21 protein-coding genes and 1 tRNA gene are annotated in these 19,561 nt (G+C 70.1%); 7 read left to right on the top strand and 15 right to left on the bottom strand.

Annotated elements, in window-relative coordinates; translation table 11 throughout:
• Positions 1-117: 117 nt before the first annotated feature.
• Together DJ019_RS17640 and DJ019_RS17635 are read left to right on the top strand one after the other, a co-directional pair.
• The gene (locus tag DJ019_RS17640) at positions 118-1,011 is read left to right on the top strand and encodes a class I SAM-dependent methyltransferase (RefSeq protein ID WP_111277486.1); all 894 of its coding nucleotides are present in this window, start codon (positions 118-120) and stop codon (positions 1,009-1,011) included.
• Positions 1,008-1,796, top strand: a complete 789-nt coding sequence (locus tag DJ019_RS17635) for a TrmH family RNA methyltransferase (protein WP_111277484.1) — start codon at positions 1,008-1,010, stop codon at positions 1,794-1,796. Before DJ019_RS17640 ends, DJ019_RS17635 begins: the two co-directional genes overlap by 4 nt.
• 7 nt (positions 1,797-1,803) lie before the next feature.
• Here DJ019_RS17635 and folD read toward each other — a convergent pair whose 3' ends face one another.
• The 4 genes from folD to DJ019_RS17615 are packed head-to-tail and all read right to left on the bottom strand — an operon-like array spanning position 1,804 to position 4,819.
• Positions 1,804-2,697 carry a bifunctional methylenetetrahydrofolate dehydrogenase/methenyltetrahydrofolate cyclohydrolase FolD gene (folD, locus tag DJ019_RS17630; RefSeq protein WP_111277482.1) on the bottom strand — a complete coding sequence of 298 codons (894 nt, stop codon included), beginning with the start codon at positions 2,695-2,697 and terminating at the stop codon, positions 1,804-1,806.
• Between the two features lie 17 nt (positions 2,698-2,714).
• Positions 2,715-3,176 carry an NUDIX domain-containing protein gene (locus tag DJ019_RS17625; RefSeq protein WP_111277480.1) on the bottom strand — a complete coding sequence of 154 codons (462 nt, stop codon included), beginning with the start codon at positions 3,174-3,176 and terminating at the stop codon, positions 2,715-2,717.
• Positions 3,176-4,183, bottom strand: a complete 1,008-nt coding sequence (locus tag DJ019_RS17620) for a phospholipase C/P1 nuclease family protein (RefSeq protein WP_111277478.1) — start codon at positions 4,181-4,183, stop codon at positions 3,176-3,178. Before DJ019_RS17620 ends, DJ019_RS17625 begins: the two co-directional genes overlap by 1 nt.
• A gap of 42 nt (positions 4,184-4,225) precedes the next feature.
• Entirely contained in the window at positions 4,226-4,819 is a 594-nt protein-coding gene (locus tag DJ019_RS17615; RefSeq protein WP_111277476.1) for a glutathione S-transferase family protein, read from the bottom strand.
• Positions 4,820-4,993: 174 nt separating this feature from the next.
• On the opposite strand from DJ019_RS17615, the gene DJ019_RS17610 reads away from it, so the two are divergent.
• A complete protein-coding gene (locus DJ019_RS17610; RefSeq protein WP_111277474.1) occupies positions 4,994-5,473 on the top strand; it encodes a 3D domain-containing protein in 480 nt (159 codons plus the stop codon).
• 35 nt (positions 5,474-5,508) lie between these two features.
• Positions 5,509-6,051 (top strand): AAA family ATPase, encoded by a 543-nt coding sequence (locus DJ019_RS17605; RefSeq protein ID WP_111277472.1) that lies wholly within the window; start codon positions 5,509-5,511, stop codon positions 6,049-6,051.
• Here the strand turns inward: DJ019_RS17605 and DJ019_RS17600 are convergent.
• The 7 genes from DJ019_RS17600 to cobA form a co-directional block, all read right to left on the bottom strand.
• Positions 6,024-6,905, bottom strand: a complete 882-nt coding sequence (locus tag DJ019_RS17600) for an adenylate/guanylate cyclase domain-containing protein (RefSeq protein WP_111277470.1) — start codon at positions 6,903-6,905, stop codon at positions 6,024-6,026. The two genes, DJ019_RS17605 and DJ019_RS17600, sit on opposite strands and share 28 nt — an antisense overlap.
• A 163-nt stretch (positions 6,906-7,068) precedes the next feature.
• Positions 7,069-7,896, bottom strand: coding sequence for a ferredoxin--NADP reductase (locus DJ019_RS17595; protein ID WP_111277468.1), 828 nt, complete (start codon positions 7,894-7,896; stop codon positions 7,069-7,071).
• Positions 7,897-7,906: 10 nt separating this feature from the next.
• The gene (locus DJ019_RS17590) at positions 7,907-8,647 is read right to left on the bottom strand and encodes a phosphoadenylyl-sulfate reductase (RefSeq protein WP_420849888.1); all 741 of its coding nucleotides are present in this window, start codon (positions 8,645-8,647) and stop codon (positions 7,907-7,909) included.
• 2 nt (positions 8,648-8,649) lie between these two features.
• Positions 8,650-9,150 (bottom strand): DUF934 domain-containing protein, encoded by a 501-nt coding sequence (locus DJ019_RS17585; protein ID WP_111277464.1) that lies wholly within the window; start codon positions 9,148-9,150, stop codon positions 8,650-8,652.
• Positions 9,134-10,789 carry a nitrite/sulfite reductase gene (locus DJ019_RS17580; RefSeq protein WP_111277462.1) on the bottom strand — a complete coding sequence of 552 codons (1,656 nt, stop codon included), beginning with the start codon at positions 10,787-10,789 and terminating at the stop codon, positions 9,134-9,136. The genes DJ019_RS17585 and DJ019_RS17580 overlap by 17 nt, the downstream gene beginning before the upstream one ends.
• A 7-nt stretch (positions 10,790-10,796) precedes the next feature.
• Positions 10,797-11,159 carry a DUF2849 domain-containing protein gene (locus DJ019_RS17575; RefSeq protein WP_111277460.1) on the bottom strand — a complete coding sequence of 121 codons (363 nt, stop codon included), beginning with the start codon at positions 11,157-11,159 and terminating at the stop codon, positions 10,797-10,799.
• Positions 11,156-12,046: a uroporphyrinogen-III C-methyltransferase gene (gene cobA, locus DJ019_RS17570; RefSeq protein WP_111277458.1), complete on the bottom strand. Its 891-nt coding sequence runs from the start codon at positions 12,044-12,046 to the stop codon at positions 11,156-11,158. Before cobA ends, DJ019_RS17575 begins: the two co-directional genes overlap by 4 nt.
• Before the next feature lie 177 nt (positions 12,047-12,223).
• Between cobA and gcvA the strand changes: the two genes are divergently transcribed.
• Positions 12,224-13,183 carry a transcriptional regulator GcvA gene (gene gcvA, locus DJ019_RS17565; protein ID WP_111277456.1) on the top strand — a complete coding sequence of 320 codons (960 nt, stop codon included), beginning with the start codon at positions 12,224-12,226 and terminating at the stop codon, positions 13,181-13,183.
• A 40-nt stretch (positions 13,184-13,223) separates the two neighbouring features.
• A complete protein-coding gene (locus DJ019_RS17560; protein WP_205854198.1) occupies positions 13,224-13,847 on the top strand; it encodes a hypothetical protein in 624 nt (207 codons plus the stop codon).
• 4 nt (positions 13,848-13,851) lie between these two features.
• Here DJ019_RS17560 and DJ019_RS17555 read toward each other — a convergent pair whose 3' ends face one another.
• The 4 genes from DJ019_RS17555 to DJ019_RS17540 form a co-directional block, all read right to left on the bottom strand.
• On the bottom strand, positions 13,852-14,154 hold the full coding sequence (locus tag DJ019_RS17555; RefSeq protein WP_338066108.1) for an Hpt domain-containing protein: 303 nt from the start codon (positions 14,152-14,154) through the stop codon (positions 13,852-13,854).
• A 10-nt stretch (positions 14,155-14,164) separates the two neighbouring features.
• Positions 14,165-15,706, bottom strand: a complete 1,542-nt coding sequence (locus DJ019_RS17550; RefSeq protein ID WP_111277452.1) for a leucyl aminopeptidase — start codon at positions 15,704-15,706, stop codon at positions 14,165-14,167.
• Between the two features lie 110 nt (positions 15,707-15,816).
• Positions 15,817-15,892 (bottom strand) — tRNA-Lys (locus DJ019_RS17545).
• 123 nt (positions 15,893-16,015) lie between these two features.
• Positions 16,016-17,599: a caspase family protein gene (locus DJ019_RS17540; protein WP_165844062.1), complete on the bottom strand. Its 1,584-nt coding sequence runs from the start codon at positions 17,597-17,599 to the stop codon at positions 16,016-16,018.
• 239 nt (positions 17,600-17,838) lie between these two features.
• On the opposite strand from DJ019_RS17540, the gene DJ019_RS17535 reads away from it, so the two are divergent.
• Positions 17,839-19,530: a class I adenylate-forming enzyme family protein gene (locus tag DJ019_RS17535; RefSeq protein WP_111277448.1), complete on the top strand. Its 1,692-nt coding sequence runs from the start codon at positions 17,839-17,841 to the stop codon at positions 19,528-19,530.
• Positions 19,531-19,561 lie beyond the last annotated feature (31 nt).

The following is a 19,561-nucleotide window of genomic DNA, read 5'->3' as shown; positions in this document are numbered from 1 at the left end:
CCCCAATCCCAAAGCAGCGTCTAGCGGACCGCAATTCCGTAACTGTGACAAGTCCTTGTCTGCAGGCTGGCGTCTGCGGGGTGGACGGGCGCGCCACTCTCCGCGTAAGGGGCCGGCATGAACGGGCCGCACGTCGCCGAGGAATCGCAGGTCATGCGCACCTCCGGGTGGAGTGACTACGCCCTGCTGGACTCCGGCGGCGGTCGCAAGCTGGAGCGCTATGGCCCGTACAAGGTGGTCCGGCCCGAGCCTCAGTGCCTCTGGACCCCGCGCCTGCCGCAGAGCGCCTGGGACGCCGCCGACGCGGTGTTCGACCCCACCGACGAGGAGGACGCCGGCCGCTGGCGCTTCCGTGGAAAACCCAGGGAAACCTGGCCGCTCGGCTGGGGCGGGGTAAAATTCCACGGGCGCTTCACCGCCTTCCGCCACCTCGCCTTTTTCCCCGAGCAGGCCGCCAACTGGGCCTGGCTCGACCAGCAGGTGCGCGCCGCCGCCCAGCCGCGGGTGCTGAACCTCTTCGGCTACACCGGGGTCGCCAGCCTGGTGATGGCCGCCGCGGGCGCCGCCGTGACCCATGTGGACGCCTCCAAGAAGGCGGTGGCCTGGGCGCGCGAGAACTCCGAGCTGTCCGGCCTCGCCGACCGCCCCGTCCGCTGGATCACCGAGGATGCGCGCAAGTACGTCCAGCGCGAAGTTCGCCGCGGCTCGAAGTATGAGGGGATCATCCTAGACCCGCCGAAGTACGGCCGCGGCCCCGACGGCCAGGTCTGGCGCCTCTTCGAGGACCTGCCCGAGCTGGCCGGCCTCTGCGCCGAGCTGCTGTCGGATAACGCCCGGTTCCTGGTGCTCAACGCCTACGCCGAGCGGATATCTGGCGCCGCCCTCGCAGGCCTGCTGGCCGAAAAGCTGGCCGCCCGCGCCGGGCGCATCGAGTGGGGCGAGCTGGCGCTGATGGAAGACCGCGGCGACCGCGCCATCGGCATGAGCTTCTACGCCCGCTGGTCGGCATGAACGCGCGCATCACCTCCCTCTCCAACCCGACGGTGAAGGCCGTCCGCGCCCTGCACATGCGCAAGGAGCGGGACGAAACCGGTCTCTTCGTCGCCGAGGGCCTCAAGAACGTCATCGAGGGCATCGACACCGGCCACGCGCCGAAGATCCTGATGCACGGCCCCGACGCCGCCGCCCATCCGATGATGAAGAAGGCGGTGCAGGCCACCCTCGCCGCGGGCGGCCAGGTGATCGAGGTCACTCACGACATCCTTGCCAAGGTCTCCCGCCGCGAGAACCCGCAGGCCGTCGTCGGAGTCTTCCCGCAGGCGTTCATCGATCTGAAGGACGTGAAGCCCGGCGCCGCCGAATGCGTGGTCGCCCTCCACCGCGTCCGCGACCCTGGCAACCTCGGGACCATCATCCGCACCGCCGACTCCGCCGGCTGCGGCGCCCTGGTCCTGGTGGGGGAGTGCTGCGATCCCTATTCGGTCGAGGCGGTGCGCGCGACCATGGGCTCGATCTTCGCCGTGCCCCTCGCCCGCGCCACAGAGGCCGAGTTCGCCGCCTGGCGGGCCGGCTGGACCGGCTCGGTGGTCGGCACCCTGCTGACGGCCGAGGTCGACCATCGCAAGGCCGCCTATCGCAAGCCGGCCCTGATCCTGATGGGCAACGAGCAGCAGGGCCTGACGCCCGACCTTGCCGCCCTCTGCGACGTCAATGTGAAGATCCCCATGCGTGGCCGCGCCGACAGCCTGAACCTGTCGGTGGCCACGGGCATCATGATCTACGCCGCCACCGGCTGATCCGGCCCTAGCTGTCGATCCCGGCGATCCGCTTGGCGGCGGTGACCGTGTTCTGCAACAGACAAGCCACGGTCATGGGGCCCACGCCCTTCGGCACCGGGGTGATCGAGCCCGCCACCTGGACCGCTTCCTTGTAGTTCACGTCGCCGACCAGCTTGGTCTTTCCCAGAGCCGCCTGTTCCGGGTTGTCGAACGGCACACGGTTGATGCCCACGTCGATGACGCAGGCGCCCGGCTTGATCCAGTCGCCACGGATCATCCGCGGCTGGCCCACCGCCGCCACCAGGATGTCGGCGCTGCGGCACACGGCCGGCAGGTCCACCGTCTTGGAATGCGCCATGGTCACGGTGCAGTTCGCCGCCAGGAGGAGCTGGCCGATCGGCTTGCCCACCAGGCGCGAGCGGCCGACCACCACCGCATGCTTGCCGGTCAGGTCGCCCAGGGTGTCGCGCAGCAGCACCATGCAGCCCACCGGCGTGCAGGCCGTCAGCGCCGGCAGTCCGGCCACCAGGCGCCCGGCATTGACCACATGCAGCCCGTCGACGTCCTTGTCGGGATCGATAGCGTCGATCACCGGCTTCTCGTCCAGGTGCTTCGGCAGCGGCAGTTGCACCAGGATGCCGTGGATCAGCGGGTCGGCGTTCAGGTCGGCGATCAGCCGGAGCAGCTCGTCCTGCTTCGTGTCGGCCGGCAGTCGGTGGGTCACGGAATGCATTCCGGCCGCCAGCGACTGCTCGCCCTTGGACTTCACATAGGCCTGGCTGGCAGGGTCCTCGCCGACCAGCACCACCGCCAGCCCCGGCTGCAGTCCATGTTCGGCCCGCAGGCGCGCGACCTCGGCCGTCACCTCGGCGCGCAGGCGTTCGGCGACGGGCAGGCCTTCGATGATCTTCGCTGTCATGGCGCGCCTGTAGAGCCTCAGGCTCGCGCGCGCAATCTCAGCCACGCCGCCACTGCCCAGGCGTGGGACTCGCGCTCCAGCCGTACGACCGCCTCCTGCGGGTCCATCCAGACGAGGTTGTGGTCCGCCTCGGTCTTCAGCGCTGGATCCTCGGCCGCCACGCGCCCCGCGAAGAAGGCCCCGCGCGTGTTCCGGATCACCCGATCGTGGTGCAGGAAATAGTGGTCGGCGCGCACGAAAGGCGTCTCGTCCAGGACGACATCCAGGCCAGCCTCCTCGCCGCATTCCCGGATCGCCGCGTCGGCCTCGGTCTCGCCCTCGTCCAGCCCGCCGCCGGGTAGATGCAGCAACAGGCCACGCCCCCCCCACTCGACCTCGACCAGCGCGATGAGGCCGTCCCTTTCGATCACGCAAAAGGCGGCGGGACGGTCCGGCGGCGCCAGGCCCTCGGGCGGCTGGCCGAACTGCGGGACCGCCATCAGTCGATGCCGTAGAGCGCGGGATAAGGGTCGACCTTGCCCGCCAGCACGTCCTTCACGGCCACCGGCCTCCAGCCGACCTTGCTGTTCTCGCTGGCCCGCCAGGCCTCGGCGATCACATCGCGCAGCTCCGAGGCGCCGACCGCGATCCGGTCGGTGGCGAAGGCCGGCCCTCGGGGATCGCCGGGCGCGAGGCCCCCCGCCTTCTCGAGCTCATAGAACGGAATGGCCAGCTTGCCGGTGGCGACCAGATAGTCCGTGACGCGCTGCTCGATCGGACAGGCGCAGGAGCGCGGCGAGGTCATCTTCGCCCAAACCGCCGCCGGCTTGACGTTGGCCTGCACAAGTTCGCTCTCGAACGGTCCGTGCAGCTTGGCCGTCGAGTAGCCGTTCGGGTTCGAATAGTCGCCCCAGCCGTTGTAGTGCACCGTCACGTGCAGAGGCTGGCTGCCGTCGGCGATGAAGTGGGACAGTTCGCCCATGGTCTTGAGGATCAACGCCTCGCGCCGAATCCGGTCCTCGCGGAACCATGCCCGGTTCTTCGACCACTTCCGGTTCGCCTCGGCGGCCTTCAGCACGCGCCAGTAGGCGAAATCGGTGGTGAGTTGCTGGTAACGGTCGAGGATGGCGTACGGAAGGTAGCCACCCTGCCACTGGTCCAGCTTGTGGGCCCGCATGGCCGTCTCGTAGTCGGCGCGCGTCGCCGCCAGCGGCAGCATCGGCGGCCCGCCCAGCACCTTACCCTCCTCGTCCAGGTCCACGAAGTGCGCGGCGTCGCGATCATGGCCGTGCAGCTTGCCCGAACCCTTGGAGCGATCCGGTTCACGCGACAGCTCACCGACGTCGCGCGCCGCCTGTCGCGTGCGCACGAAGGCCGGCAAGTCGGACGGCAAGGCGCGGACGGCGGCTTCCCCGATGATCCGGTGGCCCGTGTTGCCCCAGGCAAGCACGGTCGAGGGCGTGGTGACGACGAGGCCGGCGAGCGCCAGCGCGGCAAGGCGTTTCATGCCTCCCCGTTTGGCCGCCCCCTGCCCTAAAGGCAAGCCGCCTCAGCGGATGCCCAGCGCCGCTTCCACGCGCGCCACCCAGGCCTTCACCGCCGGGTACGCGTCCAGGCTGAAGCCGCCCTCGTGGCAGACCCGCGTGTAGGCCACGAGCGCCACGTCCGCGAGGCTCGCTCGGCCGCCGACCAGGAACGGACTATCCGCCAGCCCGAGCTCCAGACGCTGCAGCGCCGCAGCCCCGCGTTCCACCAGCCGCGGCTCCAGATCCGCCACAGGCTTGCCCAGGTACTTCACGTGGAACCGCGCCACGGCGACGTAAGGCTCGTGGCTGTACTGCTCCCAGAACATCCACTCCAGCATCCGCGCCCGGTCGTAGGGGTCTTCCGGGATCAGCGCCGAGCCCTCGGCCAGGTGAATGATGATGGCGTTCGACTGGGCCAGCGGTCGGCCGTCATCGAGGACGAGGGTGGGAACCTGGCCGGCCGGATTGAGCGCCAGATAGGCGGGCGTGCGCGACTCGCCCTGCATGATGTCGATCTCGATCCAGTCGTACGACAGCCCCAGAAAATCGGCCGTCCACTTCACTTTCAGGCAGTTGCCCGACTTGCCGTCACCATAGATTTTCACGCGATCCCCCATTGTGGCGCACGCCGCAGATCGACGGTTTCCCTCGGGAGCGCAAGCCAATACGCCTATCCCAGATTGTCAGGAAAACTGACAGGCAACCGGAAGAAGGGCATCCGGGGTTGCCCCGCCGGACCTGAGCCGCTAGGAGTCCGGGCACCAGTTCAACGACGAAGGAGGACGCCGTCAATGCGACGCCGCCTCGCCGCCCTGGCAGTATTTTCCGCCATCGGTATCGCCCCCAACGCCCAAGCCGCGACAAACGATCCGCTTGGTGACCTCGTCACCTCAGTGATCAGCGGGGCCCTGCCCGGCACCGGCGTCTTCAATGTGAAGGCGACCCTCTACCACCGCGGCGCCAAGGGCGTCGGATCGCTCGACAGCCTCGGCTGCAAGGTGGTGCCGATGCGCACGATCGCCGTGGACAAGACCCTCATTCCCCGCCGCACGGTCCTGTTCATCAAGGAGACCGTGGGCCTGAAGATGCCGGACGGCGGCACGCATGACGGCTACTGGTACGCTTCCGACGTCGGCGGCGCGATCAAGGGTCAACGCATCGACCTCTACACCGGCCACGGCGCGGCCTCGATGAAGCCGATGCAGAAGCTGAACCTGGCCACGCTCACGGCGGTGAAGGTCGGCCAGTTCAAGGGCTGCCCGCCGGCCTGAGGCCCGCCCCTCACCGTCAGGGCGAGGGACATCCGATGCACAAGCCGAACTTCTTCGTCCTCACCGGCGGTCCCGGCGTGGGCAAGACAACAGTTCTGCGCCGTCTCGCGAGCCTCGGCGAACAGGTGGTCGAGGAGACCGCACGCGCCGTGGTCCGCGAGGCGATGGCCAGCGGCGGACAGGAGACGCCCTGGCTGGACAATCCCGCCTTCGTCGCCGCCTGTGCGCGCCGGGACATCGCGATCTTCGACCGAATGGCCGGGGAGACCCGCCGCGTGTTATTCGACCGTGGGATCATCGACAGCCACGGCGCCAACGGCGTCCCGCCCTGGCCGGAGCTGGACGAGGCGGTCCGCACCCGCCGCTACAATCCGAAGGTGTTTCTCTTCCCGCCCTGGCGCGAGATCTACGAGACCGACGCCGAACGGCGTCAGGACTGGCCCGAGGCCGAGCGGACCTTCGAGCTGATCCGCCAGCGGCTGCCGATCCTCGGCTACACGCCGGTCATCGTTCCGCGCGGTGACGTCGCCTGGCGCGCCGACTTCGTGCTTCAGTCGGCCGCCGAGGCCAACCCGTAGACGCGCTGGCGGCCGGCCCGGCCCCGCAGCGCCACCTGGCCGATGTCCTGGAGAACGGCGTCGCCGGTCAGCCGGCGCGCCGTCTCCTCCCCCACCATCAGGGGCGTCCCGAAATCCTTGCAGAGCCCTTCAAGGCGCGAGGCCACGTTCACCGGGTCGCCCAGCACGGAATAGTCGAAGCGGCGGCGGCTCCCCACATTGCCGACCACGCACTCGCCGGAGTTGACGCCGATCCCGATCTCGATCCTCGGCAGTCCCAGGTCGGCGAAGGCCTCGGCCACCCAGGCGTTCACCGCGTCCATTGCGCCCAGCATCGCCCGCGCCGCCTGGACCGCGTGGCGCGCATGGTCAGGGTCGTCGTCGGGGGCGCCCCAGAAGGCCATCACACAGTCGCCCATGTACTTGTCGATGACGCCGCCGTGCGCCAACACCACGTCGCTCAGGGGGTCCAGGATCCCCCCGATGAGGTCGGCGAGGCGGCGGGGATTGTCGCGTAGCGCCTGGGCGAAGCTGGTGAAGCCGCGCACGTCGGCGAACAGCACCGTCACGTCCCGGGTCTCATGGTGAGCGGCGACGCCCTCGAGTTCGGCGAGCACGCGGTCCAGAATGTGGGCCGGAGCGGCAGGCGTCGCCGGCGGCGGGGCCTCCGCCAACCGGGCCGCGACATCGCAGATCGGCCGCCAGGCCTCTACCTCATCCGGCGACAGACCCGCCATGCCGGGCCATGAGAGCGCGGGGGCCTCGCTGTCAGGTGTCACCCGTCGATGGGTCCGGGGGCGCGCGCCGAACAGGCCCGCCAGCTGACTCAGCAGCGAGGGCCGGCCCTCGACGGGCTCGAACGTGACAACCGACATGGTGCGTCTCCAACCATGCCCAGAGTCGCACAACTCGCGTTATGGTTAAATTTCGGCAGAACACCTAAGGGAAAGTGCTGAGACATCGCGCCTCGCACTCGCCTTAAGGTTTTGTAGACCCTTACCCGCGAAGGCGGGGCCGGCTTGGCTCGGCCAGACGGCCTCAGGTCTCGACGAACGCCCGCTCCAGCACGAAATCGCCCGGCGCCGCGATCGAGCCTTCCACATAGCCGCGGTCCAGGAGCTGCTGCTTCAGGTCAGCCAGCACCGAGGGGCCGCCGCAGAGCATGACCCGATCCTCGGCCGGGTCGAACGGCGGATTGCCCAGGTCGCGGAACAGCTGGCCGCTCTCGATCAGGTCGGTGATCCGGCCCTTTGTGCGGAACTCCTCGCGCGTGACCGTCGGGTAGTAGCGCAGCTTGCCGGCCACCAGCTCGCCGAGGATCTCGTCGTTCGGCAGGTCCGTCTCGAACAGGTCGGCGTAGTTCAGGTCAGCCACCTCCCGCACCGTGTGCGTAACGATCACCTGCTCGAAGCGGTCATACACCTCTGGGTCCCGGGCCAGCGACAGCCAGGGGGCGAGGCCCGTGCCGGTGCCCAGCATGTAGAGCCGCCTGCCGGGCTTCAGGCCGTCCAGCACCAGGGTGCCGGTGGGCTTGCGGCCGATCAGGACCTGGTCGCCCACCTTCAGGTGCTGCAGGCGCGAGGTCAGCGGGCCGTCCGGCACCTTGATGGAATAGAACTCCAGCTCCTCGTGCCACGACGGCGAGGCGATGGAATAGGCGCGCACCAGCGGCTTGCCGTCTTCCTTCATCAGGCCGACCATCACGAACTGTCCGCTCTGGAAGCGGAAGCCCGGATCACGGGTGGTCCGGAACGAGAACAGGGTGTCGGTCCAGTGATGGACCCACGTCACCGTCTCGACGAAGAAAGCCCCGGACGCCTTGAGGGCCGAACCGGCGGCCGGTTGGGCCACGGACACGTCGTTCATTCCTGAAACCTCAGATGTCGCCGCCGACGTTGTTGGGCGTCCCCGGCGCACGCGCCACATGGATCCCGCATTCGGTCTTGTCCAGACCCTTCCAGCGGCCGGCGCGGACGTCCTCGCCCTCCTCGGCCGGCTGGGTGCAGGGCCAGCAGCCGATGGACGGGAAGCCCTGGGCGACCAGCGGATGGGCCGGCAGGTCGTGCTCGGCCGCATAGGCGTCGAGGTCGGACTTGCCCCAGTTCGCCAGCGGATTGAACTTCACCTTGCCGTCCGCGTGCTCGACGACCGGCAGGTTCAGTCGGTCGCCGCCATGGAAGCGCTTGCGGCCGGTGATCCAGGCGTCGAACTCGCCGAGCGCCCGATCCAGGGGCAGCACCTTGCGCACATGGCAGCACGCGTCGGTGTCGGTCTGCCAGAGCTTCGCCTGGGGATCCGCGGTGGCCAGGTCCTGGTAGGCGGGACGCAGGTCCCGGACGTTGGTCAGTCCCAGGCGCTCGGCCAGGTTCCTTCTGTAGTCCAGCGTCTGGCCGAACAGCATGCCGGTGTCGAGGAACAGCACGGCGATGTCGGGCTTCACCCGGGCGGCGATGTCCAGCAGCACGGAGCTCTCGGCCCCGAACGAGGAGACCAGCGCCAGCTTGTCGCCGAAGCTCTCGACGGCGGCCTCGAGGATCGTGCGCGGGTGGGCGCGGCGCAGCTCGGCGTCGAGACGGATCGCCGCCGCGGCCGTCTGGTCGACGGAATCGTACGCCACGCTCATCCCTCCCGCTCCGCGAAGGCCGGGACGCGGCCGTCCGCCGCCCGCTGATAGACGTGACGGTAGCGGTTCAGCGCCGCCTGCCATTCGTTGGCGCTGGCGTCGTCGGCCGGCTCGTAGGCGTCGAACCCGACCCGGACCATCCACGGCGCCTGCTCCCGCAGGACGTCGCCGACCGCGCGGATCTGACCGGCGAACTTGAACCGCTCCCGCAGCAGCCGGGCATTGGTGTACGAGCGGCCGTCGAGGTGCTTGGGGAACTCCAGCGCCACCAGCGTCAGCCGCGGCAGGTCGTAGGCCAGGGCCTCGACCTCCTCGTCGCTCTTCAGCCTCACGCCGATCCGGCGGCCCTCGGACAGCAGCCGGTCGCCGTCGGACTGGAACCGGGCCAGCGACAGGATCACGTCGCCCGTGGCCATGTCCTCGTCGTCGGCGACATGGGTGAAGGCGTCGGGGACGGTCTTGGCGATCCCCTCATGCAGCTCAATGAGCGTCGGCATAGACGGCCTCCTTGAAGGGTGCGACGCCGGTCCGGCGGAAGGTGTCGGGGAAGCGCTCGCCGTCCTGGCGCTCGCGAAGATAGACGTCGACCAGGGTGTCCACGGCGTCCGCGACCTTGTCGTAGGGCAGCGCCGGGCCGAGCATGGAGCCGACCGCAGCGTCCTCCGCGCCCGAGCCGCCGAGGGTGAGCTGGTAGAACTCCTCCCCCTTCTTATCGACGCCCAGGATGCCGATGTGGCCAACGTGGTGGTGGCCGCAGGCGTTGATGCAGCCGCTGATCTTGATCTTCAGCTCGCCCACCTGCTCGGCACGGTCCTGGTCGCGGAACTTCTCGGCGATGTGCTGGGCGATCGGGATCGCCCGGGCGTTGGCCAGCGCGCAGTAGTCCAGCCCCGGGCAGGCGATGATGTCGCTGACGAGGTTGATGTTCGGCGTCGCCAGCCCCGCCGCGGCGAGTCCGGCCCAGACCTCCGGCAGGTCGTCCAGCTTCACATGCGGCAGCACCAGGTTCTGTTCGTGCGTCACCCGGATGTCGTTCTGGCCGTAGCGCTCGGCGAGGTCCGCCACGACGTCCATCTGGTCCGAGGTCGCATCGCCGGGCGTCTCGCCGATGGCCTTCAGGCTGATCTCGACGATCCCGTAGCCCGACTTCTTGTGCGGCTTGACGTTGTTGCGCACGAAGCGAGCGAAGGCGGGGTTCGACGCCTTCGCCGTCTCGAAGGCCTCGGAGCGGTCCGGGAGGGTCTCGAAGCCCAGCGGGGCGAACGCGCCGCGAATGCGCGCCAGCTCGGTGTCGGGCAGGTCGACGCTGTCGCCGATCTTGGCCCACTCGGCCTCGACCTGCTTGGCGAACTCCTCCTTGCCGAGGGCCGCGACCAGGATCTTGATCCGGGCCTTGTAGATGTTGTCCCGGCGACCGTGGCGATTGTACACGCGCAGGATCGCTTCCAGGTACGAGAGCAGCCGGTTCACCGGCAGGAACTCGCGGATGGTAGGGCCGATGTGCGGGGTGCGGCCCATGCCGCCGCCGACGATCACCTCGAAGCCCAGCGCCCCGTCCCGCGCCCGCTTCAGCACCAGGCCGATGTCGTGCACCCGGGCCGCCGTACGGTCCTTCGGCGCCGCGGTGATGGCGATCTTGAACTTGCGCGGCAGGAACGAGAATTCGGGGTGGAAGGTCGACCACTGGCGGATCGCCTCGGCCCACACCCGCGGATCGTCCACCTCCTCGGCCGTCGCCCCGGCATAGGGGTCGGTCGTGGTGTTGCGGATGCAGTTCCCCGACGTCTGGATGGCGTGCATGTCCACGCTGGCCAGGTGGTCCAGGATGTCGGGCGCGTCCTTCAGCTTGATCCAGTGGAACTGCAGGTTCGTGCGCGTGGTGAAGTGGCCGTAGCCCTTGTCGTAGGTGCGGCCGATCCAGGCCAGCTTGCGCAGCTGGGTCGGGTTCAGCGAGCCGTAGGGAATGGCCACCCGCAGCATGTAGGCGTGGAGCTGCAGGTAGAGGCCGTTCATCAGCCGCAGCCGCTTGAACTGGTCCTCGGTCAGCTCGCCCGACAGACGCCGCGCCACCTGCCCGCGGAACTCCGCGGAGCGGTCGGCCAGCATCTCCTTGTCGATGGTGTCGTACTGGTACATGGCGGCCCTACTTCCGCTTGATCAGGTTCACGCGGCCGGTCGACCGCGCCGCGCCGCTGGCATGCTGCAGCGCCTCGACCACCGCCCCGCCCTCGGCCTGCTTGCCGTGATGCGGGTGGTTCGTGGGGCCCAGGGCGCGGATCCGCTCGCGATAGCTGAGCGGCGCCCACAGCCCTTCGGATTCCACGAGATCGATCAGGTAGACGTCGACGACGGTCGTTCCCTGGCCCTTGCCCAGAGCCTCGGCCTCGACGGCCGCGGGATCGTCGACGGCCCAGAGCTGGGCGTCGGCGAAGCGTTCGACCCAGCGGCCGTCTTTCCAGAACACGACTTCGCCGTCGGTCAGGCGATTGGCGGTCAGGGCCTTCATTTCACACCCCGCTCGTTCCCGCGAAGGCGGGAATCCATGCTGAATTCGACACCCGGCTGGGCCTCCAAGAGATCCCCGCCTGCGCGGGGATGAGCGGATGAGGTCGCCATCGCCATCGCCTCGCCGACGATCAGCAGCGCCGGACCCGACACCGCCTCGGCCGCTGCGGCGAGGCCGGACAGGGTGGTGACGATGCGGCGCTCGTCCGCGCGGCTGGCGTTCTCGACGATCAGGGCCGGGGTGGAGCCGTCGCGCCCGGCCGCCAGCAGCCGTCCCGCGATCACCGGCGCCATGGACAGGCCCATGTAGATCACAACCGTCTGGTTGGCCTTCGCCAGGCTGTCCCAGTCCAGATCGGGCTCCCCGCCCTTCGCCGCATGGCCGGTCACGAAGGTCACCGCCTGGGCCGAGCCGCGGTGCGTCAGCGGCGCGCCGGCCGAAGCGCCGGCCGCCAGGGCCGCGGTCACGCCGGGCACGATCAGGCACTCGACGCCCGCCTCGCGGCAGGCCTCGAGCTCCTCGCCACCTCGGCCGAAGATGAACGGATCGCCGCCCTTCAGGCGCACGACCTCCAGTCCCTCCAGCGCGAACGCCACGAGCATCCGGTTGATCTCATCCTGGCTATAGCTGTGCCGAGACTTGCGCTTGGCCACCGAGATCCGCCGCGCCGACGCCGGCGCCAGGCCCAGGATCTCGTCGCTCACCAGCCCGTCGTGGACCACCACCTCGGCGCCCTGCAGCGCCTTCAGCGCCTTGATCGTCAGCAGGTCCGGCTCGCCAGGGCCCGCGCCGACCAGCCACACGCGACCCGGGCCGCGGCGGCGGGCTGTCCCGTCCAGCACCACCAGGCGGTCGGTGCGCTTCTTCGTGTCGCGGCCGTGGGCCATCTTTAGCTTCTCTAATGACGCGGCGACCCTTAGAAACACGGCGGGACGGACTTGCGCCCGCCCCGCCTCGCGCCCGCCGATGAAAAGGGCCGATACACCGGCGGACGCTTGCAATAAGGGCGGGCGCCCCCAAATTCGCAACCCAAGGACTTCTGCCGGGGCGTTCAGGAATTCTCGATGGAGCAGCGGAACAACCAACGCCGCCGGCTGCCGCCGCTCAACGCCCTTCGGGCGTTCGAGGCCGCCGCCCGGCACCTCAACTTCAGCCGCGCGGCCGACGAGCTGTCGGTGACGCCCGGCGCCGTCAGCCAGCAGATCCAGAACCTGGAGGACTATGTCGGCGCCGCGCTCTTCAAGCGCACGCCCAAGGGCCTGCTGCTCACCGACGCGGCCCAGACCGCCCTGCCCGCCCTTCGCGAGGCGTTCGACCGCCTGGCCGAGGCCGCCAGCCTGCTCACCGCCGCCGTCGACGGCCGTCGCCTGACCATCACCGCCCCGCCCTCGTTCGCCGCCAAGTGGTTGGTGCCGCGCCTCGGCGCGTTCGAGAGGGCGCACCCGCAGGTCGACGTCTGGCTTTCGGCCGGCATGGAGCTCGTGGACCTCACCGCCGGCGAGGTGGACCTCGCCATCCGCTACGGCGGCGGCCGATATCCGGGCCTCGAGGTCAAGCGCCTGGTCAGCGAGAGCGTGGTGCCGGTGCTCAGCCCCGATCTCCTGAAGGAGATCCCGCTCGAGAAGCCCGAGGACCTGGCCGGCCATGTCCTGCTGCACGACGGCTCGCCCGAGATCGACGATTCCTGCCCGGACTGGCCCATGTGGCTCGCCGCCCGCGGCCTGCGCGGCATCGATGGTCACCGCGGCCCACGCTTCAACCAGTCCAGCCTGGTGATCGAAGCCGCCGCCAACGGGCGCGGGGTGGCGCTCGCCAAGCGCACCCTGGCCCAGGCCGACCTCGACGCCGGCCGGCTCGTGGCGCCACTCCAGATGGCGCAGGCCGTCGACTTCGCCTATTACCTCGTCCATCCCAAGGCCAAGGGACGGCTGCCGCAGGTGAAGGCCTTCATCGGCTGGATCGAGGCGGAGGCGCTGGCGCACGAAGAGGCGCTGCGGGCCATCGACAACGGGGCCGGGATCTAGGGTAGCGAGGCGCCCGCAGTTGAGGTTGGTAGGAGGTCTCTTGGCGGCAGTTCTCGCCGCGACCGCGCTCGCTCCGGATGGAGCCGCCGCGCCAGCGTCGCACTACGTCCAGCGCCTGCGCCTGCAGGCCCAGCTCCAGACCCTGAACGCCGAACTCCTGGGCCGCGACAGCGCCACCGGGGTGTTGCAGGACCTCTGCGACCGTCGCGACCCGGCCGCCCCCCGGATCCGCGCGCGCCGTTCCATCCTTGAAGACGCGCCCGAGGTTCTGGCCGATGTCCGCAAGCGCCTTGCAGCCGCCTCCAACGAGCCGGTGATCCACCGTCGGGTCGAGCTGACCTGCGGCGAGGCGGTGCTGTCGCGGGCCGACAACTGGTACCTGCCCACCCGCCTGACGCCCGAGATGAACCGGCAGCTCGACACCACCGACACGCCCTTCGGCGTCGCGGTGAAGCCGCTGGCCTTCCAGCGCCGGACGCTCTCGGCGAACCTGCTGTTCGCCCCCCTGCCCCCGGGTTGGGAGGCCCAGCCGGCCGCTGCGTTCGACCAGGCGGTGACGATTCCCCCCGAGGTGCTCCAGCACCGCGCCCTGCTGCAGACGCCCGACGGTCGGCCGTTCAGCCTGCTGGTCGAGACCTACTCGGACCGCGTCCTGGTGCCCTGACTGCTCAGCCGCCGCCGATCCGGGTGAGATAGCCCTCGATGTCGGCCACGGTGGCGTCCAGGGCGGTCTTCAGCTCGGGCGCCATCGAGGCGTCGCCGCGCTCGGCCCGGTCCGCCACGTCGCCGAGGGCGGTCGCGCCGATGCCACGCGCCGCCCCCTTGATGGTGTGGGCAAGATCGCGCCAGCCCTCGCCGGGCGCCTCCAGCTTCACGCGCCAGCCCTCGGCCTGGCCCTGGAACAGGGCCAGCACCTCGGTCACCACCTGCATGTCGCCGGCGGCGAAGCCTTCCAGATAGTCGAATTCCATCCCGGCCCCGCTACTTCCGCGCCGCCGCAGCGGCGTCGAAGCTGCGCGCCAGTTCGTCCAGCAGGCGCACGCCATACCCGGTCCCGCCCTTCGGCGTCGTCGGCTGGTCCTCGCTGGACCAGGTCACCGCGGCGATGTCCAGGTGCGCCCAGGGAGTCTCGGGCTCCACGAAGAAGCCGATGAAGTGGGCGCCGAGGCCCGCGCCCGGCCCGCCGCCCTCGGCGATGTCACGGATGTCGGCGATCGGCGATTCCAGGTCCTTGGCGTAGCTGGGATGCAGCGGCAGGCGCCAGACTGGCTCGCCGGTGACCTTGGCCGCCGCCTCGATCTGCGCCACCAGGCCGTCGTGCCGGCTGAAGAGCCCCGCATAGTCGTCGCCCAGGGCCGTCCCCACCGCGCCGGTCAGGGTCGCCAGGTCGACGATCGCCGCCGGCTTGAAGCGCCGCTCGCCATAGGCCACCGCGTCTGCCAGCACGATGCGCCCCTCCGCGTCGGTGTTCAGCCGCTCGATGCTCTTGCCGTTGTAGGCCTTCATCACGTCGCCCGGCCGCGCCGCCCCGCCGTCAGGCATGTTCTCGGCCAGCGCGGCGATCGCCACCACGTGGACCGGCGCCTGCGACTTCGCCAGCGACAGCACGGCGCCGACGACCGAGGCCGCGCCGGCCATGTCGTCCTTCATCTTCCACATGCCCGAGCCGGGCTTCAGCGACGTGCCGCCGCTGTCGAAGGTGATGCCCTTGCCGGCCATGACGACGGGCTGCCCCTTCGCGCCAGGTCCGCGGTACTCCACCACCAGCATCCGCGGCGGCCGCGTCGAGCCCTGGCCGACGCTGAGGATCGCGTTCATGCCCAGCTTCTGCATCGCCGGCACGTCCAGCGCCTCGATGGTCACGCCGGCCACGCCCTGGAACGCCGTCCGCGTGCGCTCCACGAACGTCTCGGGATAGATCACATTGGCCGGCTCGATGGTCAGGTCGCGGGCGAAGGCCACGGCCTCGGCCAGGGCCTGGCCGCGCCGCGCATAGGCCTGCTGGGCCGCCGCCGCCTCCGGCGCCACCACCACGAACGGCGTCGTGGGCCTGGCCTCGTCGGGCTTGGGCGCCTTGTAGCCGGCGAAGCGATAGCCGCCGAGCGCCGCGCCCGCCGCCGCCTGGGCCGGATCGGGCAGCCCCGCCGCTACGAAAGCCACCGGCTTCGCCGACTTGGCCGTCGCCTTGGCCGCCGCGCCGCCGAGGTTCTGCACCTCGACAGCGCTCAGCGTTCCGCCCGCCGGCGTCGCCCCCAGGACCAGGATCTCGTCATAGGCGCCCAGGCCGCGGAGGCTGAGGCTGCTCTTCGCCTTGAAGTCGAATTTCGCGGCGGCCAGCGCCCGCGCCACCGCCTCACGCGTGGCGGCGTCCAGGCTCGCGCCCCGCGTGGCGAGGTCGGCGGCCGAGGCCAGGGGCAGCACCAGCGTGCCGTCGGCGGGCGCGGTCGTGGCGAAGGTGATGGGGCGGGCTTCCGCAGCGGCCGCGCTCAGGGCCAGGATCGAGGCGGCGACGACAAGGCGCATGAATCTCTCCGTTACACTGTAACGGCGATTAAGCAGGTCCGAACGCCCATGGCCAGTGGCCAGGGCCCAGCGGCGCTTCCGCCGCGTTCAATGACTAATTTTCGGAAGAATGGTGGGTGTACAAGGATTCGAACCTTGGACCCGCTGATTAAGAGTCAGCTGCTCTACCAACTGAGCTATACACCCGTCCCGGCTCCGACCCTCAAAGAGGCCCGGCGGCGAGGGCGCGGAACATACGCAATATCGCGCCGTTGGCAAGGCGCGTTTCCCGGTCCCTCGAAAATCTTTGCACGGACAAGATCCCGCCCCTCAGCGCGCCGTGTAGAGCTCGCCCAGCCCCAGCGCGGCCTGTCCCTTGGCCTGGGCCAGTTCGTCCTGCACCACGCCGGCCGCGGCCATGGCCTCCCGCTTGCCGTCCATGCGCTTCAGCGCCGCTCGCAGAACCGTCGGCTCCACCGGCGTCGCCACCGCCACCACATTGTCGACCCCGAACGGCGGCGCCGCCTTGGTGCGGGCCATGACCACGCGGGTCTGGCCCTCGACCATCTTCCCGTCCCCGTCGCCTTCCAGCGGGAACAGCAGCTGCACCGTGCCGTCGCCGGCCAGGTTGAAGGCGGTCAGGTACGAGGCCGCGCCCCGATGGACCACGGCCAGGTCCACGCCCTCGCCGCTCTTGTAGAGCTGGCCCTTGGGCTTCGGCCCGATCTCGACGCGCACGCGCCGTTCGTTGGCCGTGGCCGCGAGCTGGGCCAGGGCCTTTCGCTTGTTGATCACCCCGGCGAGCTGCTCGGGGCTGGTGAGGTTTTCGGCCACCCGGTCGCCGCGGCTGTCGGTGACCCAGCCTTCCTTTGCCGACCAGGTGAGGTCCGGCGTCCCCCGCGGGATCGAGGCCCAGGGCCCCCGCTCGCCCAGCAGCTCGGCGGCCTGGTCGTCGGCGGCCTTCACCTCCACCGGCCGCTCGTCCGCCGGTGGCGGCTTCAGCGGCTGGAAGATCACGCTGCGCTCGTTCCGCGCAGGCACGGCGGCGCTCGACCACTGTTGCGTGGCCGACAGCTCGCGGGTCCGCGTCTCAAGCGTCGAGGCCAGCTCGGCCAGCGACAGGCGCCCGTCGTCATCCTGGTCGGCGGCCAGCCGCCCATTGGGCCGACGGTCCTTCAGCGCCCCCTCCAGGGCATAGGTCAGCAGGCCCCGAGGCGGCGAATCGCTGCGCGGCAGCGGCCCTTCCAGCGCGAACTGGTCGTCCTGGGCCGCACCGACATAGACGAGGTTTGGCGGGTCCAGGCCCGCGGGCGCCCTCGCCGCCGGATCGGCGGGCCGTGGCGGCAGCGAGATGGCCAGGGGATTGTCCAGGGTCCGCTTGCGGAACACCGAAGGGCCGGCCAGCGAGCGGTTCATCGTGCCCGAATGGCAGGCGTCGGCGATCTGCAGGACGTTCACGCTGGTCGGGAAGAAGTTCGTCAGCCAGCCGCGCAGATCGTCGTCGAGGATGTATTGCTCGGTGTCGGGCCGGGTCACGCGAAAGCCGGACAAGGCCATGAACTCGTCCAGGCCGTCCTCTTCAGCGGGGTCCCTGGACTTCGCCTGCGCGCCGTGGCCGGCATAGTAGAAGATCACCCAGTCGCCCGGCTTGGCGCGCTGGCCCAGGGCCTCCAGGGCCGCACGGATGCTCCCGCGGGTCGCGGCGGCGTCGTTCAGCGTCACGATGTCCCTGGAGCCCTGCTGCTCCAGAACCGCCTTCAGCGCGCCCGCGTCGTTGGGCGGGCCGTCGAGGGACGGGATCGGATCGGTGTATTTGGACACGGCGACGATCAGCGCCCGGATCTCGGCCTGGGCCGGCTGCGCCGCCAGGGACAGGGCGGTCGCCGCCGCCAGTCCGGCCATCATCCTGCGCATCCCATCCCCCTGCACGCTGCCGACACATCCCAGAATGCCCCCGCCTCGGCCTCGGCGGAAGTGGCGCCTGGAAGTACGGAGCGGCAGCCGCTCCGGAGGCAGGCGGCGCCGTTCCCGCCGGCGCCGACGCATTGTCACGCCCGCAGAACGACGAAAGGCCTCGCGGAACGCCCCCTCCTGGCGCTAGGAGGTTTCCCGCAGCCGGCCGATCGAGACGCCGGCGCGAACGGGGAAGAACCATGCACTACGCCGAACTGAACCAGGCCTGGGCCGAGCTCACCCAGCCGGGCGCGCCCTTCGAGATCGAGACCATCAACGTCCGCGGCGCGCCGATCCGCGCCTTCAAGAACGCGCCGCCGAACGTGCGGGCGCTGTGGCTCTCCACCGCCGCCTTCGCCGAGCGCGACTACCTGGTCTACGAGGACGAGCGCATCACCTACGCCGAGGCCCACCGCCAGGTCGCCTCGATCGCCAACTGGATGTTCAGCCGGGGCGTGAAGCCCGGCGACCGCGTGGCGATCGCCATGCGCAACTATCCGGAATGGATGCTGATCTACTGGGCCTGCGCCTGCACTGGCGTCGCCGCGGTCGGCATGAACGCCTGGTGGACCGCGCCCGAGATGGCCTACGGCCTCGCCGATTCCGCGCCGAAGATCCTGTTCGCCGACGCCGAGCGGATCGCGCGCCTGGAGGAACAGCCCGGCATGCTGGGCGAGGCCCTGCTGGTCGCCGTCCGCGCCGAGCCTCCCGCCGGCGCGGTGGCCTGGTCCGAGGTGATCGCCCACGGCGGCGCCCTCCCCGACGTGGCCATCGATCCCGAGGACGACCTCTGCATCTTCTACACCTCGGGCACCACCGGCTTCCCGAAGGGCGCGCAGCTCACGCACCGCAGCTGCGTCAGCAACCTGATGAACATGATGTTCGCGGGCCAGGTCAGCGGCCTCGCCACCCAGCGGGCCACCGGCGTTGAGCCCCCGGCGACGCCGCCGATCCCGGTGACCCTGGTGACCACGCCCCTCTTCCACGTCACGGCCAACAACTGCGGCGCCTACGCCACCACCGCGGCGGGCGGCAAGATGGTGCTGATGTACCGCTGGGACGCCGGCGAGGCGCTGAAGCTGATCGAGCGCGAGCGCTGCACCACCGCCAGCGGCGTGCCGGTGATGGCCCGCGAGCTGATCAGCCACCCCGACTTCGACAAGTACGACACCTCCAGCCTGCTCAGCGTCGGTGGCGGCGGCGCCCAGCTCCAGCCCGACCTGGTCGCCAAGATCGACAAGGCGGTCGCCACGGCCCGGCCCAACACCGGCTACGGCATGACCGAGACCTCGGGGATCATCACCTCGATCGCCGGCGACTTCTTCGTCGACAAGCCAGCCAGCTGCGGCCGCGCCATGCCCACCTTCGAGACCAAGGTCGTGGGCGACAACGGCGAGGAACTGGGCCCTGGCCAGCCGGGCGAGCTGTGGGTGCGCGGCTCCTCGGTGATCAAGGGCTACATCAACCGCCCCGAGGCCACCGCCGAATCGCTCACCGACGGCTGGCTGCACACCGGCGACGTGGCCTGGCTCGACGAGGAGGGCTTCATCTACCTGGTGGACCGCAAGAAGGACATGGTCCTGCGCGGCGGCGAGAACATCTACTGCGCAGAGGTCGAATCCACGATCCACCAGCACCCGGCCGTCGCCGAATGCTGCGTCTTCGGGGTGCCCGACGACCGCCTGGGCGAGGAAGTGGCCGCCGCCATCCTGCTCCAGCAGGGCGAGACGCTCACCGCCGAGGCGATCCGCGAGCACTGCATCGCCCTGATCGCCCGCCACAAGGCGCCCCGCTACATCTGGCTGCTCGACAAGCCGATCCCGCGCAACGCCAACGGCAAGTTCCTAAAGCGGGAGCTGCGCGAGACCCTCGTGATCGCCGAAGCGTCCTGACCGGACGCGCACGGCCGCGCCACGCCGATCT

Origin of the sequence: Phenylobacterium kunshanense, from assembly GCF_003254525.1 — a bacterium.
Classification (GTDB): Bacteria; Pseudomonadota; Alphaproteobacteria; order Caulobacterales; family Caulobacteraceae; genus Phenylobacterium; species Phenylobacterium kunshanense.
The sequence above is the reverse complement of the archived record's forward strand: the minus strand, read 5'-3'. Positions and strand labels throughout refer to the sequence as shown.